This is a genomic window from Nonomuraea sp. NPDC059007 (genome assembly GCF_042740555.1).
Taxonomy (GTDB): domain Bacteria; phylum Actinomycetota; class Actinomycetes; order Streptosporangiales; family Streptosporangiaceae; genus Nonomuraea.
Genome location: NZ_JBHYJD010000002.1, coordinates 76763 through 91343, shown reverse-complemented (window position 1 = coordinate 91343; position 14581 = coordinate 76763). Strand labels below are relative to the sequence as shown.

18 protein-coding genes are annotated in these 14581 nt (G+C 71.4%); 10 read left to right on the top strand and 8 right to left on the bottom strand.

Going from position 1 to position 14581, the window contains the following annotated elements:
• Positions 1–112 precede the first annotated feature (112 nt).
• Together ACFWY5_RS03065 and ACFWY5_RS03060 are read right to left on the bottom strand one after the other, a co-directional pair.
• Positions 113–1486 carry a carbohydrate-binding protein gene (locus tag ACFWY5_RS03065; protein ID WP_379630401.1) on the bottom strand — a complete coding sequence of 458 codons (1374 nt, stop codon included), beginning with the start codon at positions 1484–1486 and terminating at the stop codon, positions 113–115.
• A 193-nt stretch (positions 1487–1679) separates the two neighbouring features.
• The gene (locus ACFWY5_RS03060; RefSeq protein ID WP_379630400.1) at positions 1680–2516 is read right to left on the bottom strand and encodes an AraC family transcriptional regulator; all 837 of its coding nucleotides are present in this window, start codon (positions 2514–2516) and stop codon (positions 1680–1682) included.
• A 35-nt stretch (positions 2517–2551) separates the two neighbouring features.
• Between ACFWY5_RS03060 and ACFWY5_RS03055 the strand changes: the two genes are divergently transcribed.
• Positions 2552–2956, top strand: a complete 405-nt coding sequence (locus ACFWY5_RS03055; protein ID WP_379615164.1) for a DUF2000 family protein — start codon at positions 2552–2554, stop codon at positions 2954–2956.
• On the opposite strand, the gene ACFWY5_RS03050 is transcribed toward ACFWY5_RS03055, so the two are convergent.
• Both ACFWY5_RS03050 and ACFWY5_RS03045 read right to left on the bottom strand, forming a co-directional pair.
• Positions 2942–3610: a response regulator gene (locus ACFWY5_RS03050; RefSeq protein WP_379615166.1), complete on the bottom strand. Its 669-nt coding sequence runs from the start codon at positions 3608–3610 to the stop codon at positions 2942–2944. The genes ACFWY5_RS03055 and ACFWY5_RS03050 overlap by 15 nt on opposite strands.
• Positions 3607–4716, bottom strand: a complete 1110-nt coding sequence (locus ACFWY5_RS03045) for a sensor histidine kinase (RefSeq protein ID WP_379615449.1) — start codon at positions 4714–4716, stop codon at positions 3607–3609. Before ACFWY5_RS03045 ends, ACFWY5_RS03050 begins: the two co-directional genes overlap by 4 nt.
• A 122-nt stretch (positions 4717–4838) precedes the next feature.
• Between ACFWY5_RS03045 and ACFWY5_RS03040 the strand changes: the two genes are divergently transcribed.
• Genes ACFWY5_RS03040 through ACFWY5_RS03025 form a run of 4 tightly spaced genes read left to right on the top strand, consistent with a single transcriptional unit; the run spans position 4839 to position 7723 of the window.
• A complete protein-coding gene (locus ACFWY5_RS03040; protein ID WP_379630399.1) occupies positions 4839–6131 on the top strand; it encodes an alpha/beta hydrolase family protein in 1293 nt (430 codons plus the stop codon).
• Between the two features lie 4 nt (positions 6132–6135).
• Positions 6136–6780 (top strand): HAD family hydrolase, encoded by a 645-nt coding sequence (locus tag ACFWY5_RS03035; protein WP_379630398.1) that lies wholly within the window; start codon positions 6136–6138, stop codon positions 6778–6780.
• A complete protein-coding gene (locus tag ACFWY5_RS03030) occupies positions 6777–7253 on the top strand; it encodes a GNAT family N-acetyltransferase (RefSeq protein ID WP_379630397.1) in 477 nt (158 codons plus the stop codon). Before ACFWY5_RS03035 ends, ACFWY5_RS03030 begins: the two co-directional genes overlap by 4 nt.
• A gap of 47 nt (positions 7254–7300) precedes the next feature.
• Entirely contained in the window at positions 7301–7723 is a 423-nt protein-coding gene (locus ACFWY5_RS03025; protein ID WP_379615174.1) for an ester cyclase, read from the top strand.
• Here ACFWY5_RS03025 and ACFWY5_RS03020 read toward each other — a convergent pair.
• The gene (locus tag ACFWY5_RS03020; RefSeq protein ID WP_379615176.1) at positions 7707–8738 is read right to left on the bottom strand and encodes an AI-2E family transporter; all 1032 of its coding nucleotides are present in this window, start codon (positions 8736–8738) and stop codon (positions 7707–7709) included. The two genes, ACFWY5_RS03025 and ACFWY5_RS03020, sit on opposite strands and share 17 nt — an antisense overlap.
• A gap of 68 nt (positions 8739–8806) precedes the next feature.
• Between ACFWY5_RS03020 and ACFWY5_RS03015 the strand changes: the two genes are divergently transcribed.
• Together ACFWY5_RS03015 and ACFWY5_RS03010 are read left to right on the top strand one after the other, a co-directional pair.
• Positions 8807–9742, top strand: a complete 936-nt coding sequence (locus tag ACFWY5_RS03015; RefSeq protein WP_379615178.1) for a ribose-phosphate diphosphokinase — start codon at positions 8807–8809, stop codon at positions 9740–9742.
• 1 nt (position 9743) lies between these two features.
• Positions 9744–10454 (top strand): nucleotidyltransferase domain-containing protein, encoded by a 711-nt coding sequence (locus ACFWY5_RS03010; RefSeq protein WP_379615180.1) that lies wholly within the window; start codon positions 9744–9746, stop codon positions 10452–10454.
• A gap of 21 nt (positions 10455–10475) precedes the next feature.
• Here the strand turns inward: ACFWY5_RS03010 and ACFWY5_RS03005 are convergent, their stop codons facing one another.
• The gene (locus ACFWY5_RS03005; RefSeq protein WP_379615182.1) at positions 10476–11021 is read right to left on the bottom strand and encodes a TetR/AcrR family transcriptional regulator; all 546 of its coding nucleotides are present in this window, start codon (positions 11019–11021) and stop codon (positions 10476–10478) included.
• 69 nt (positions 11022–11090) lie between these two features.
• On the opposite strand from ACFWY5_RS03005, the gene ACFWY5_RS03000 reads away from it, so the two are divergent.
• Genes ACFWY5_RS03000 through ACFWY5_RS02990 form a run of 3 tightly spaced genes read left to right on the top strand, consistent with a single transcriptional unit; the run spans position 11091 to position 12684 of the window.
• Entirely contained in the window at positions 11091–11717 is a 627-nt protein-coding gene (locus ACFWY5_RS03000) for an FMN-dependent NADH-azoreductase (RefSeq protein WP_379630396.1), read from the top strand.
• A complete protein-coding gene (locus ACFWY5_RS02995) occupies positions 11714–12028 on the top strand; it encodes a multidrug efflux SMR transporter (protein ID WP_184958408.1) in 315 nt (104 codons plus the stop codon). The genes ACFWY5_RS03000 and ACFWY5_RS02995 overlap by 4 nt, the downstream gene beginning before the upstream one ends.
• 20 nt (positions 12029–12048) lie before the next feature.
• Positions 12049–12684, top strand: a complete 636-nt coding sequence (locus tag ACFWY5_RS02990) for a maleylpyruvate isomerase N-terminal domain-containing protein (protein ID WP_379615188.1) — start codon at positions 12049–12051, stop codon at positions 12682–12684.
• Positions 12685–12730: 46 nt separating this feature from the next.
• On the opposite strand, the gene ACFWY5_RS02985 is transcribed toward ACFWY5_RS02990, so the two are convergent.
• Positions 12731–13573 (bottom strand): NAD(P)H-binding protein, encoded by an 843-nt coding sequence (locus tag ACFWY5_RS02985; protein ID WP_379630395.1) that lies wholly within the window; start codon positions 13571–13573, stop codon positions 12731–12733.
• Positions 13570–14490, bottom strand: a complete 921-nt coding sequence (locus tag ACFWY5_RS02980) for an NAD(P)H-binding protein (RefSeq protein ID WP_379630394.1) — start codon at positions 14488–14490, stop codon at positions 13570–13572. The genes ACFWY5_RS02985 and ACFWY5_RS02980 overlap by 4 nt, the downstream gene beginning before the upstream one ends.
• Between the last annotated feature and the right edge of the window lie 91 nt (positions 14491–14581).

Here is a 14581-nt window from a genome sequence, read left to right as displayed (position 1 = left end):
TAGATGGGGAAGTTGCCAGCCCTGACGGGGTGAGCATGGCAACTGTCACCCTGGCCAAACAATGATCGAGCGCCCCCAGGAGCCGCCGCTCCGGGGGCGCTCGCCTACCGGACTAGATCCGCTGCCAGAGGGCAGGGACGACCGGCGGTGTCCAGCCAGGCTGGGAGGTGTGGGACTGCAGACAGCGGTAGGAGGCGCCGTCATAGGTGACGGTTGCGCCCGCCGAGTACGCGGTCCACGGTGCCCACGTCCCGCCGGGAGGCGTCCCGGTGGGGGTCGAGGTCGGGGTGGAGGTCGGAGTTCCGGTGCCGCCGGGCAGCGTGAGCCCGTACGTCTGCAGGATCTCGTTCACCGGCTGGTGGAAGGTCGTTCCGCCGCTGGAGCAGTTGCCGGAGCCACCGGAGGTGACGCCCTGCGCCTGGTTGCCGGAGAAGAAGGAGCCGCCGGAGTCGCCGGGCTCGGCGCAGACCGAGGTGCGGGTGACGCCGGTGATCGTGCCCTGCGGGTAGGTGACGCTGGTGTTGTGCGCGCCGATCGTCCCGCAGTGGTACTGGGTGGTCGAGCCGGAGCGGCAGATCGAGGCGCCGACCGCGGCCTGCGTCGATCCGGTGATGGTGATGTTGCCCTGGCTGTAGCCGTTGACCAGGTTGGTGGGCGTCCACTGGCTGTTGACCTCGACCCAGGCGTAGTCGTTGCCCGGGAAGGAGGAGCCGCGGAAGGTGCCCTGCGCGACGCGGTTGAAGCCGGTCGTGGTGGCGCCGGTGTTGCCGCAGTGGCCGGCGGTGACGAAGCCACCCTGGCTGCCCGGCCGGTTCACGGCGAAGCCCACCGAGCAGCGGCTGCTGCTGCCGATGTAGTAGGCGTCGCCGCCGCGTACGTCGTAGAACGGCCTGGGCTGCTCTTCCGACTTCTGCAGCTGGACCAGCGCGGTGTTGACGCCGCTCGAGTCGACGAACTTCTGCGCGGCGACAAGGTCCTTGGCCTGGAGGACGACCTTGTTGGCGGTGATGTCGGCGTACCAGACGTGCACGCCGGCGGGCATGCGGCGGGCCAGCTTGTCGAAGCGGGCGGTCACGGCCTTCAGATCGTTGACCGAGTGGGACACCAGCACCGGTTTGGCACCCAGTTCGGTGATCTCCGAGAAGCCGGCGGACTGGGTGGTGGCCAGGACCAGTTCGGCGGTCGGCCCGGCCACCCAGAGGCCGCCGAAGTTCGTGCCCAGCCGGGCGGAGTAGTCCGCTTCGACCTGGGCGGCGGCGGCTTCGTTGACCAGCCGGGCCAGCGCCTGGTCAGCGGTCAGGCCGAGGTCGCGCTGGAGGGCGGCGACGACCTTGGGGTCGGGGTTGGCGACGACGGCGGCCTGTTCGCGCGCCTGCGCATAGGGGTTGGGGGGTTCGCCGGCCGAGGCGGCGAAGGCCACCACCGGGACGACTGCCAGGGTGAGGGCGAGCGCGACGCTCATCCCCACGACGTGCCTGCGGAGCATGGGGTTTCTCTCCTCGAATTGGGGGGCGCGCCGTCAACGTAAAGGGGAAAGTCGCCTTTCCGGGCATATCAACCTGTTAGGAACAGCGCGTTATGGCAGCACGGGAGAATGAGCGTTTCCGCAGGTGAAGCTCATGATTGAAGATCCGGTGAACGGCGGTGGCCGGACCATAACATCTGGTCCCAGCATCACGTTATGCCAGAGTGCTTGACAGCTGGTACGCGCCCGGGGTCAGCCCGTAGACACGGGTGAACCACCTGGTCAGGTGGCTCTGGTCGGAGAAGCCGGCCGCGATCGCGGCATCGCTGATGGGCAGGCCGCCGGCGATCAGGCGGCGGGCCTCGCGCAGGCGCAACTGGCGCTGGTAGTCGCTGGGCGGCATGCCGTACTTGGCGTGGAAGGAGCGGTAGACGGCGAACCGGCTGCGGCCGGCCGCCCCGGCCAGGTCGTCGGCGGTCAGGTCGTCGAGGAACGCCTCGTGCAGGCGGTCGCGGACGAGCGTGGCGACCCGGTCGTCGGCTCCCGCGGTGATGAGGCGGGGGGCGGTGGTGGCGGCCCGCCGTACCAGGGAGGCGAGGGTGACGGCGAGCAGTTCGTCGCGGCGCAGGGCGCTCGCGCCGTCGTCGAGCAGCGCGGTGTGCAGGCGCCGCAGCGCGCCCGCGAGCACGGGGTCGGCGACCACCGGCGCCGCGAACAGCGGCAGGCCCGCACGGTCCCCCGCGAGGTCGGCGAGGGCTCCTTCGACCAGGCTCGGCCCGATGTGCACCATGCGATAGGTGAAGCCCAGTTCCGTGGTGGAGTGCCCGTCGTGGGGCTCGTCGGGGTTGAATGCCATGATCATGCCGGCGGCGCTGGTGTGGGCGGCGCCGCGGCAGCTGAAGGACTGCGCGCCGTCCTCGGTGACGCCGAAGGAGTAGCTGTCGTGGCTGTGGCGGTGGTAGACGTGCTCGACGAAGTGCGCGTGCATCGCCTCCAGCGGGCGATCGGGCGCGCGCCAGTAGCTCGACCAGTCCTGCGCACGAGCCTTCAAGACGTCTCCGGTACGGCGGGGCCATGCTCACGAGCATGCGTTTCGATACAAAGATAGCCATCGTGGTCCGCTCCGGCCTGGCCACCTGGCAGAAGCTCAACGTGACCGCGTTCCTGGCCGGGGCGGTCGCGGGCGCGTACCCGGAGACGATCGGCGAGCCCTACGCCGACGCGTCGGGCAACGGCTATCTGGCCCTGTTCCGCCAGCCGGTGCTCGTCTACGCCGCCGACGACCTGGGGCCGGTCAGGGAGAAGGCTGTGGCCAAGGGTGTGGGGACGGCCGTGTTCATTGAGGAGATGTTCAAGACCGGGCACGACGCGGACAACCGGGCGGCGGTCCGCGCCGTCGCGGCCGACGACCTGGCGCTGGTCGGGCTGGCCGTCTACGGCCCGCGCAACCTGGTGGACAAGCTGCTCAAGGGCCTGTCACTGCACCCCTGACGTGCCGGGGCGCAGCAGGCCGCTCTCGTAGGCGGCGATGACGGCCTGGACCCGGTCGCGCAGGCCGAGCTTGCTCAGCACGTTGCTGACGTGCGTCTTCACGGTGTGCTCGCTGACCACGAGCGTGGCGGCGATCTCGGCGTTGGACAGGCCGCGGCCGAGCAGGGTGAGCGTCTCGCGTTCGCGGTCGGTGAGCGGGTCGAGCGAGCGCGGCGGCGGGCCGGGGCGGGCGTTGCGCCGGACCATGTCGTCGATGAGGCGGCGGGTGACGGCGGGCGCGAGCAGGGCCTCGCCGCCGGCGGCCACGCGTACGGCGTGGACCAGGTCGTCCCTGCGCACGTCCTTCAGCAGGAAGCCGCTCGCGCCCGCCTGGAGGGCGTCGTAGACGTAGTCGTCCTGGTCGAAGGTGGTGAGCATGATGACCTTCGCCGGCGTCTGCGCGCAGATGATCCTGGCGGCCTCGATGCCGTCGAGCTCGGGCATGCGGATGTCGAGGAGGGCCACGTCGGGGGCGTGCGCGCGGACGGCCTCGACGGCCTCGCGCCCGTTGGCCGCCTCCGCCACCACGGACATGTCGGGCTGGGAGTCCACGATGAGCGCGAACCCGCTCCTGACGAGCTCCTGGTCGTCCGCGACGACGACGGTGATGGTCACTGCTGGTCTCCGATCGGCAAGCTCACTACAACCTCAAATCCCGAAATATCCGGTGTCACGGCCACCGCGCCGCCGTACGCGGCGGCCCGCTCGCGCATGCCCATCAGCCCGTGGCCGCCGCCCGTCCCCGGCGCCGGGCCGCGGCCGTCGTCGGCGACCGTGATCAGCAGCTCGTCGTCCTTCCAGTCGAGCCGGACCACGCCGATGGTGGCCTGCGCGTGTTTGACCATGTTCGTCAGCGCCTCCTGCACGATCCGGTAGACGGCCACCTCGGCGTCGGCCGGGAGCGGGGACGGGGTGCCCGTGACGGCCAGCCGTACCGTGGGGCCGGCTTCCGAGACCCGCGCGACCAGGCCGGCCAGGCCGGCGAGCGTGGGCTGCGGGGCGCGCGGACCTTCCTCCTCCTTCAGGAGGTTGAGCATCCGCCGCAACTGCGCCTGCGCGTCGCGTCCGGCCGCGCCGATCGCCTCGAAGGCCTTCTCCGCGCGTTCGGGAGCGGCCCGTACGGCCAGCGGTCCCGCCTCCGCCTGCACGATCATGATGCTGATCCCGTGGGCCAGGATGTCGTGCATGTCGCGGGCGATCCTGGCCCGCTCCCGTTCCACGGCCCGCTCCTCCAGCAGCGCCGCGCGCTCGCGGTAGTGCACCGTGGCCCGGCCCAGAGCGTAGGCGCCCAGCGCGGTGAGCACGCCGCGGATGAAGGTCACCGGCGAGACGCCGATGGCCGGCGCGATGCTGAGCAGGATCGCCAGCGAACGTTTCCAGCGGGGTGAGAGCGCGGCGACGGTGTAGAGCGCGACCAGCCAGCCGTACCAGATGGGCTGGGGCGGCAGGTCGGGGTCGCGCAGCGAGTAGATGGCCGCGGAGGCGACGCACAGGGTCAGCACGGTCAGCGGATACCGGCGGCGCACCAGCAGCGGCACCACCCCGAGCAGGACCGGCCAGTACTCGACCATGCTCCACGGCTCCGGGCCGAGCTTTCGCGTGGCGTAGAAGAAGGGCACGCTCTGCCCGATCAGCACCAGCAGGGCGATGGCGAAGTCGACGACGAGGGGCGGCAGCCCGCGTAGCCAGGCGGCGCCCCGCCGCTCCCAGCTACGGAACATTTCGGACACAAGGCCTCAGTATCCCCTTGCGGACGGGCGCCGAAATCCCCCGCGCGACCGAGGAGGGAGATCGCCCGTACCGGCGATGCCCCCAAAGCCCGATTTTTCGAGACTTGGACTTCATGAAACTCGTCGCCACGGCTCTGCTGGCCCTGTTCCTGCACACCCCGGCCGCGCCGGCGGAGGTGAAGACCACTGACATCACCTTCACCACGCGGGACGGCCAGAAGCTCGGCGGCCGCGTCTTCGAGCCCGCCGTAACCACGGGCAAGCTGCCGGGGCTGGTGCTCGTGCACGGCTCCGGCGGCGGCAACGGCTGGCGGGACCTGGAGGCGGAGGCGGACGCCTTCGCCCGCCAGGGCCTGGTGGTCCTGGCACCGGACAAGCGCGACGCGGGCTACAGCTCGACCCGCCGCGACTACCACGAGCTGGCCGGCGACGCCCTCGCCGCCTTCGCGGTGCTGAAGAAGCACCCCTCGGTCGGCCGGGCCGGGCTGTGGGGCATCAGCGAGGGCGGCTGGGTCGCGCCGATCGCCGCCAACCGGAGCACGTCCGTGGACTTCCTGGTCACCGTGGGCGGCCCCGGGCTCAGCCCGCTGCGCACCCAGTCGTGGAACGCGGCCAACAAGCTCGACCGCGCCGGAATCCAGGGCTCGCTGCGCAGCGCGTACGCCCGGACCTTCCACCGTCTGGCCGCAGACGCCGGGCTGTTCGCCTCGGCCTATCACGACCCGGCCCCCGAGCTGCGCCGGATCAAGCAACCCGTGCTTGCGCTGTGGGGTACCGCCGACAACCAGGTGCCGCCCGCCGAGAGCGCGGAACGTTTCCAGGCGAACATCCCCGCCGCGCTCAGCGTCAGGTTCTTCGCCGGGGCCGGCCACTCCCTGCACCAGAGCTCGGGCGCGCTCACCCCCGGCTACGCCGACGCCGTGGGCTCCTGGGTGCGCGAGGTCGCCGCGGGCAGGGTCCCTGCGGCCGTCACCGAGCCGCTGCCCGCCCAGCCGCGCAGCGTCGACACACCGCCCTCGGCCTGGTGGGAGTCGTGGCAACTGCAGCTTGGCACCATGGCCCTGATGTCGCTCGCCTTCCTCGCCTATACCGTCCGGCGGCTGGGTCCCGGCAGCTGGTCCGCCCGCCTGGTCGCCATCGCCGGGTCGCTGTCGCTGGTGGCGTTCGCGTACACGCTCATCTCGCTGTTGCTGTCGTCGACCTCGCGCGGCGTGCAGGCCGGTCCGCTGCTCATGGGCCGCCCCCTGACCTGGCTCGCCGCCCAGTTGCTCGCCGCCGTGGCCGCGGTCGCCGCGCTCACCTGCCTCACGCAGTGGCGCGCCTCCTCCTTCCGGGTACGGCTGGCCGCCGTCGCCGGCCTCGTCTTCATCCCGTGGGGGGTCTACTGGGGCCTGCTCGTACCCTGATGTGGTGGAAGCCTGTGTATTCGACCTTGATGGCGTGCTCGTCGACTCCGAACCCGTCTGGGAGGAGGTACGGCGCGCCTTCGTCGCCGAGCACGGCGGCGCCTGGCAACCCGACACCCAGTCCAGGCTGATGGGCATGAGCACCGGCGAATGGGCTGCCTACCTGCACGAACTCGGCGTACGACTCCCGCCTGACCAGATCGCCCGCGGCGTGATCGAGCACATGAAGGCCCGCTACCACGACAAGGGCGTCCCCCTGCTGCCCGGCGCCGTCGAGGCGGTGGCGCGGATGGCCGCGGCCGTGCCGCTGGGCCTGGCCAGTTCCTCACCGCGAGCGCTGATCGACACGGTGCTGGCGGAGACCGGGCTCGGCGCGCACTTCGCGGCGACCGTCTCCACCGAGGAGGTCGAGCGCGGCAAGCCCGCTCCCGACGGCTACCTGGCCGCCGCCCGCGACCTGGGCGTGGCGCCCGAGCGGTGCGTGGCCGTGGAGGACTCCAGCAACGGCCTGCGCTCGGCGCACGCCGCCGGCATGCGGGTGCTCGCCATCCCGCACCCGGTCTACCCGCCCGCCACCGACGCGCTGGCGCTGGCCTGGAAGGTGCTCCCGAACCTGGACGCCCTCACGCCCGCCGCCGTGACCCGATGATCAGGCCCAGACTTGAGGCGGACCTGGACGCGTGTGTCGAGGCGCTGGCCGAGGTCCAGAAAGCCGACGGCTACCCGGTCTCGTGGCCGGCGGATCCGCGAGGCTGGCTGGCTCCGCCGTCCATGGTCCGGGCGTGGATCGCCGTGGACCCCGGAGCGGTCGTCGGCCACGTGGGCCTGGTGCCCGATGACCTGGACCCCGTCGTGGCCGAGGTCGTCGGCAGCGCACGGGCGCTGACCGTCGCCAGGCTCTTCGTGACGCCCGGCGGGCGGGGCAGGGGGCTGGCGGAGAAGCTGATGGCGACCGTACGCGAGCAGGCGGACGGCCCGCTGGCGCTGGAGGTCTCCGACGAGGGCGTGGCCGCGATGGCCCTGTACGAGCGCACCGGCTGGCGGCGCGTCGCCACCACCCGGGCCACCTGGCTGAACAACGCCGGCCAACCGGCCGTGATGCACCATTACGTCATGCCATGACCCGGACTTGAGCGGTCCTTGCCCCGTTTCCGGATAAGAACCCACTTATGGCACAAGCTACGAACATCCTGCTCGGCGCGCTCAACGCGTCGGCCACCGGCGACGCCTCGGCGATCCGGAGGTTCTACTCGCCCAACGTGATCGGCTGGAGCGCGGGCGAGGACATCGCCTCGATCGAGGACCTCATCGCCGAGGCCGTCGGCAGGAGCGACGCCCTGTCGGAGATCCAGGTGCGGGCGGTGCCGGTCGAGTTCCCCGGCGGCCCGGTGGTGGCGGAGTGGACGATGACCGCCCTGCACACCGGCCCGCTCAAGCTCGACGACGACCTGGAGATCGAGCCCACCGGCCGCCGCCTGGAGCTGCGCGGCGCGATCTTCGCCGAGCTGACGGACGGCAAGATCGCCGACTTCCGCCAGTACTGGGACCCGGCCGACCTGCTGGAGCAGCTCGGCCTCATGGACGGGGAGTGATCTCCCGCCCGGCGACCAGGGGCGTGGCCCACCGGGTCGCCGGATCGGCGTCGAGCAGCACGGCCCGGACGAACGCGCTGAGCGGCACGGCCAGGATCGCGCCCAGCGCGCCCAGCACGTAGGCCCACACCAGCAGCGACAGCATGGTCAGCGTGGTCGACAGCCCGGCCGAGGCTCCGGCGTACCTGGGCTGGATGACCGACTGGATCACGAAGTTGAGCACGCAGTAGACGGCGATGACCCACAGCATGGTGGACGGGCCCGACGCCAGCAGCGCCAGGAGCGCCGGTGGCACCAGCCCGATGATGAAGCCGACGTTGGGGATGTAGTTGGTGATGAAGGCCAGCAGCCCCCACAGCAACGGCAGCGGAACCCCGAGGATCGCCAGCGCCACCGTGTCGAGCACGGCCACGATCAGCCCGAACAACGTCGAGACGACCAGGTAGTTGCAGGTGCCCTTGGCGAACCCGGCCAGCGCCGAGACCAGTGGCGACGGCGACAGCCGTTGGATCGCCCCGTGCATGAACCTCGCGTCCAGGCTCATCCCGAACAACAGCAGCACGATCAGCACCACTGCCGACATCACGCCGAGCAGCCCGGTCAGGATGCCCTGCGCGGCTCTGACGAGCTGGCCCATGTCCAGCCCGCTGAAGATCGCCTTGGCCTGCTCCGAGGTGATCCCGAGCCGCCCGAGCGCGGCAGTGAGCGACGTCAGCAGCTCCTGGTACTTGGCGGCGTAGGTGGGAACCAGCGCGGCGAGCTGGGCGAGCGCCACCACCAGGGAGAGCGCCAGGGCGCCCATGACGACGATGACCGTGGCCAGCGGCACGAACACGGTGACCCAGCCGGGCGCGCCCTTGCGCGCCAGCCATCTGCGCAGCGGGCTGACCGCGATGGTCAGCGTGAGCGCGAGGAAGGCGGGCCCGATGATCTGGCTCATGTGCTTGATCCCGGCGAGCGCGACGACGGCGGCGGCGGTGCCGATCAGCAGGCGCAGGCCACGGGACAGTTGCATGGCCGCTACGTTATGGCAGCTCACGACAGCGAAGCGTGGTCAACGCGCCGACCATTATCCTGCGTGGCGTGCGCGACATCACTGTCTTCAGCGGAAGTGCCCACCCCGAACTGGCCGAGGAGATCTGCGCCCATCTGGGCACGCCCTTGCACCCGGTCAGCGTGAAACGGTTCGCCAACGACGTCCTGGAAGTGCAGCTGCAGGCCAACTGCCGCGAGCGCGACGTGTATCTGATCCAGCCCCTGGTTCCGCCCACGCAGGAACACCTGGTGGAACTCCTGCTCATGCTGGACGCCGCGCGCGGCGCCTCGGCCGCCAGGATCACGGTCGTCCTCCCCCACTACGCCTACGCCCGCTCCGACAAGAAGGACGCCCCGCGCATCTCCATCGGTGCCCGGCTCGTGGCCGACCTCATGGTGGCCGCGGGAGCGGGCCGCGTGCTGACGATGACGCTCCACTCGCCGCAGGTTCACGGCTTCTTCAGCGTGCCGGTCGACCACCTGCACGCGCTGCGGGAGCTGGCCGCGCACTTCCGGCGGAACGACCTGTCCAACACGGTCGTGGTCTCCCCCGACCTGGGCAACGCCAAGGAGGCGGCGGCCTTCGCCCGGCGGCTCGGCGCCGACGTCGCGATGGGCGCCAAGCAGCGTTTCAGCGACGACCGCGTGGTGATCAGCTCGGTGATCGGCGACGTCGCCGGCAAGGACGTGATCGTGCTCGACGACGAGATCGCCAAGGGCACCACGATGATCGAGCTGCTCGACCGGCTGAAGGAGCGCGGCGTCAACAGCGTCCGCGTGGCCTGCACCCACGGGCTGTTCTCCAGCGGGGCGATCGAACGGCTCGGCGACCGGCCCGAGGTCGAGGAGATCGTCTGCACCAACACCGTGCCCGGCCACAAGTCCGGCGGCAAGCTGACCGTCCTGTCCATCGCGCCCGCATTGGCCGAGGCGATGCGCCGCATCCACGAGGGCGAGTCGGTCAGCGCCCTGTTCGGCGCCTGACATGCACACCGAGACGGACCAACTGCTCACGCGCTTCCTCGGCGAGATCAGGCGGGAGGTCCCGCTGCTCGCCCTGTGGGCGCACGGCTCGCTCGGCGCCGGCGACTACCAGCCGGGCCGCAGCGACCTCGACCTGATCGCCGTCGTCGAATCCCCGGTCACCGACCCGGCCCGCCTGGAGGAGATCCACCGCGGCTTCCCCGAGCTGCTCCACTGCTCCTACATCGTCCGCGACACGCTGCCCGACCTGACCGCGCAGCACCTCACCGCCGCGCACGGCGAGCTGTTCCACCGCCCCGTCACGGCCGTGACCCGCCGCGAGCTGCACTCCAGCCCCGTCGAGCTGTACGGCACCGCCGTACCGGACCTGCTTCCCGAGGTCAGCGACGCCGAACTGCACGCGTTCATCCGCGCCGACCTGGCCGACTTCTGGCTGCTCAAGACCGATGGCTTCAAGCGCTGGCTGCAGGACATCTGGGTCGACCTCGGCCTGATCACGGTGGCCAGGGCGACCGTCACGCTCAGGGACAACCGCCTGATCACCAAGCGGGAGGCGTTCGACGTGCTGGCCGAGCTGGGCGCGCCGGAGCGGGTGGTGGCCGACATCAGGGCCCGCCGCTACGGCACGCCCGGCCCCAAGCTCGGCCGCGCCCGCCGGGCGATGCTGGCCCGCTCGTTCATCCGCGCCACGATCCACCGCACGCTGGCCTGAAGACCGCCTGGAGCGAGGCGCTTACAGGGCGGTGGCCAGCCTGGCCAGGGCGTCGGCGATCTGCTTCTTGGTCAGGCCGCGCTCGCGCCGCTGGTACGTGTACACCTCCGGGGCCAGCGGCGCGAGCAGCACGTCCACCAGCGCGTCGGGTCCCGGCGTGCCGGCGGCGGTCAGCAGCGAGCGCACGTGCACGCGCCAGAAGCCGTAGGCCCCGGTCTCGAAGCGCTGCCTGCCCACCTCGGTCCCCAGCACCAGGTGGGCGTGGTCCTCCAGCAGGTCGCACATCGCCGCGTAGAAGGCGGCCAGCCGCTCGGCCGGCGGCGCGCCGGGGCCCAGCGGCGGCGGGCCCTGCATGAGCCGCTCCTGCAGCGCGCGCTCGTGCTCGTCCAGCAGCGCGACGGCGATGGCGGCCCGGTCGGGGTAGCGGCGGTACAGGGTGCCCCGCCCGACGCCCGCCGCCTTGGCGATCTCGTCCATGGTGACGTCCTGCGGCGGCCGGCCGGCGAACAACTCCGCCGCCGCCCGCAGAATCTTGGCCCGGTTGCGGGCGGCATCGGCTCTTTCCATACCCAGGAATATATCCGGACAGTGCGTCCGTTTAAGCGGACAGTCCGTCCACTTAACCCGGAGAGTCCCATGCTGCTTCACCTGGACGCCAGCGCCCGCCGTACCTCCTTCTCCCGTGAGCTGTCGCGTGCCTACGCCGACGCCTGGCGCGCCGCCCACCCCGGTGCCGGATACCTCTACCGCGATCTGGCCGCCGACCCGATCCCGCACATCACCGAGGCCTGGACCGAGCTGTGCGACCACGTGCTCCGGCACGAGATCACCGACATCTCCCGGTACGGCGAGGCCGTCTCCACCCCCGCCCGGCGCGAGGCCTGGCAGGTGCTCAAGCCGCTGCTCGACGAGGTGGTCGCCGCCGACGTCGTGCTGATCGGGACCCCGATGTACAACTACTCGATCCCGTCGTCGCTGAAGGCCTGGCTCGACCAGGTCACCTTCCCGATGATGTCGCTGCGCGGCCGCCGCTTCGTGGTGACCTCCGCCCGCGGCGGCGCCTACGGACCGGGGACCGTCCGCGAGCCCATGGACTACCAGGAGCGCTACCTGCGCGACTTCTTCAAGGGCCATTTCGACGTGGAGGACGTCTCCTTCATCAGCACCGAACTGGCCAACGCCCTGATCGACCCGCGGCTGTCGCACCTGCGCGAGCAGCACGAGGAGTCGCGCCGTGCCGCGCTCAAGGAGGCGTCCAAGTGAACTGGCTCATCCTCGCCCTGGCCGGCCTGGTCGAAGTGGCCTGGTCACAGAGCATCAAGCCCACCCAGAACTTCACCCGGCCCATCCCCACCCTGGTCAGCCTGCTGCTGATGGCGGCGGCGGTGTTCCTGCTGTCGCTGGCCATGAACACGCTGCCCGTCGGCACCGCCTACGCGGTCTTCACCGGCATCGGCGCCGTGGGCGCGATCGTCCTCGGCATCGTGCTCAACGACGACCCGGTGTCCGTGGGCAGGATGGCGGCGCTGGCGCTGATAGTCGGCGGGATAGTGTTGGCGCGAGTAACGACCTGACCCCTCCGAAAGGCATGCGCATGGGTGAGATTCGGGAGTCCTACCTGATCGCCGCCGGCTCGGCGGTCGCGCTACTCGGCCACCCCGCGGTCGCCGCCGCGTGGGAGAAGCCGAGCGCGCTGACCGAGTTCAGCGTCCGCGGACTGGCCGGACATCTGGGTCACCAACTGGTCAGGGTGGACGAGGTCCTGCCACGACCGGGTCTCCAGCCGCCCATCGCGCTCATCGAGCACTACATCAGTTCGCCCTGGGTCGAGGCCGGGCTCGACCACGAGAGCAACCTGACCATCCGGCAGGGCGGCGAGTCGATCGCCGCCTGCGGTCCCGGCGTGCTGGCCGGCCGGATGGCCGAGGTGCTCGCCCACCTCACCGCGGCGCTGCCCGCGGAACCGGCCGACCGGGTCGTGCACCTCGACTGGAACGGCTGGTCGCTGCGGCTGGACGACTTCCTGCTCACGCGGCTCATGGAGATCGTCGTGCACTCCGACGACCTGGCGGCCAGCGTGGGGCTCGAGACGCCGGAGCTGCCGGATTCGGTGATCGATCCGGTCGTCGACCTGCTGGCGCGGCTGGCCGTACACCGGCATGGGGCCACGGCGGTCATCCGCACGCTGAGCAGGGCCGAGCGGGCGCCCGCCACCATCAGCGCCTTCTAGCCCTGCCAGGTGTCACCGGCTCATCTGGTTGATGAGCCGGTGCGGATCAGCGGAAGTCGTGGGCGTGGTCGGCCGCCCATCGGGCGAACGAGGTGGGCGGACGGCCCGTGAGGCGTTCGAAGGCGTCCGAGCCGGGGACCCGGCCGCTCCCTCCGGACGACGTGCCGTAAAGGTCCAGCAGCCAGTCGATCACCTCGTGGTCGACGCCCTGCTCGGGGTCGTACCACTCCGCTCGCGCCTGCTCAGGCGTCAGCTCCACGAAGCGGACCTCCTCCCCGATCGCCTCGCCGACGAGCCGCACCTGCTCGGCCACTGTCAGGGCCTCGGGGCCGGCGAGGACGTAGATCTGCCCGGCATGCCCCTCTTCGAGCAGGGCGCGAGCGGCCACCAGCGCGATGTCGGCCTCATGCGTCGGCCTGGTGACCGCCTCGCCGAATGGCCGTCGCACCTCGCGCCTTTCCCGGATGTCCGCGGCGTAGTCGAGCCAGTTGGCGGCGAACTCGCCGGGCCGTACGAGCGTCCATTCCAGACCGGACTCCTGGACCGCGACCTCCACCGCGCGGTATCCGCCCTCCTCGTCGTCGGCCTCCTCCTCGGCCAGCGCTCCGGACAGGACGACGATGCGCCGCACCCCGGCCCGCCTGGCCATCGCGACCACCTCCCTGGCCGTCTCCGCCACCGGGAACAGGTACATGCGCTCGACACCCTTGAGCGCCTCCGCCAGGGACTCGGGGTTCTCCAGGTCGCCGCGTACCACCTCCGCCCCCTCCGGCAGCCCGGCGCTCTCCGGGCGGCGCGTCAGCGCCCGCACGCGTGCGCCCGCCCGCAGCAGTTCGGCCACGACGCCGCGCCCGACCCGGCCCGTCGCTCCCGTCACCAGTACTGTCATCGCCGGCCCTCCCTGCCGCTCACCTGGAAGTCCGCCCTGTGGTCGCGCGCCCACTGTGCGAACGTGCGGGGCGGCCGTCCGGTGAGGCGTTCATAGGTGTCGGTGGCGGGTATCAGCTCCGGCTCGTCGGCCAGGGCCGCTCGCAACTCCAGCACCCAGTCCAGGAGCTCGTGGTCGACGCCCTGCTCGGGGTCGTACCACTCCGCTCGCGCCTGCTCAGGCGTCAGCTCCACGAAGCGGACCTCCTCCCCGATCGCCTCGCCGACGAGCCGTACCTGCTCCAGTTGGGTGACCTTCTCCGGCCCCGTGATGGTGTACGCGGCCCCGAGGTGCTCGTCGGTGAGCAGCGCGGCGACCGCGATCTCCGCCACGTCGGCCTCGTGCACGAGCGCGCTGCCCGATTTCGGGTACGGCGCGCGCACCGCACCGGTGCCGCGGATCTCCTCAGCCCAGTCGAGCGCGCCACTGGCCAGCAGACCGGGGCGGACATGCGTCCACTCGGCCCCACTGGCCTCGACGGCCAGCTCGACCATGCGATGCCCGTCGCGCTCCTCATCAAGGTGGCGCCGCAGCGCGGACCCATGCGGTTGGCCGGGCCCCTGCGCCGGGGCCGGGTCGAAGCCGGCGGCCACCGCCGAGTGGACCACGAACCTGCGCGTCCCCGCCGCGACCGCCGCCTCGACGAAGCTCCTGCCGGCGAACGGGAACAGATGCACCCGCTCCACCCCGTCAAGCACGGCCGCCCATGTCTCCGGCCGTTCGAAGTCCCCCTGGACCACTTCGGTCCCTGCCGGAAGCAGAGCCGCGGCGGCCTGCGGGTCACGGGCCATCGCGCGTACGCGCTGACCGGCGCCGACCAGCCCGGCGACCACCCTCCTGCCGACTTTTCCGCTCGAACCTGTTACCAACAGCGTCACGTAGACTCCCCTGCGGTTACCTGAAGGTTGCCGAGGAACCGCCGCGCCCGTGCCCGCGTTCGCGGCGGTTCCGTTGTCCCGGAGGATGCTA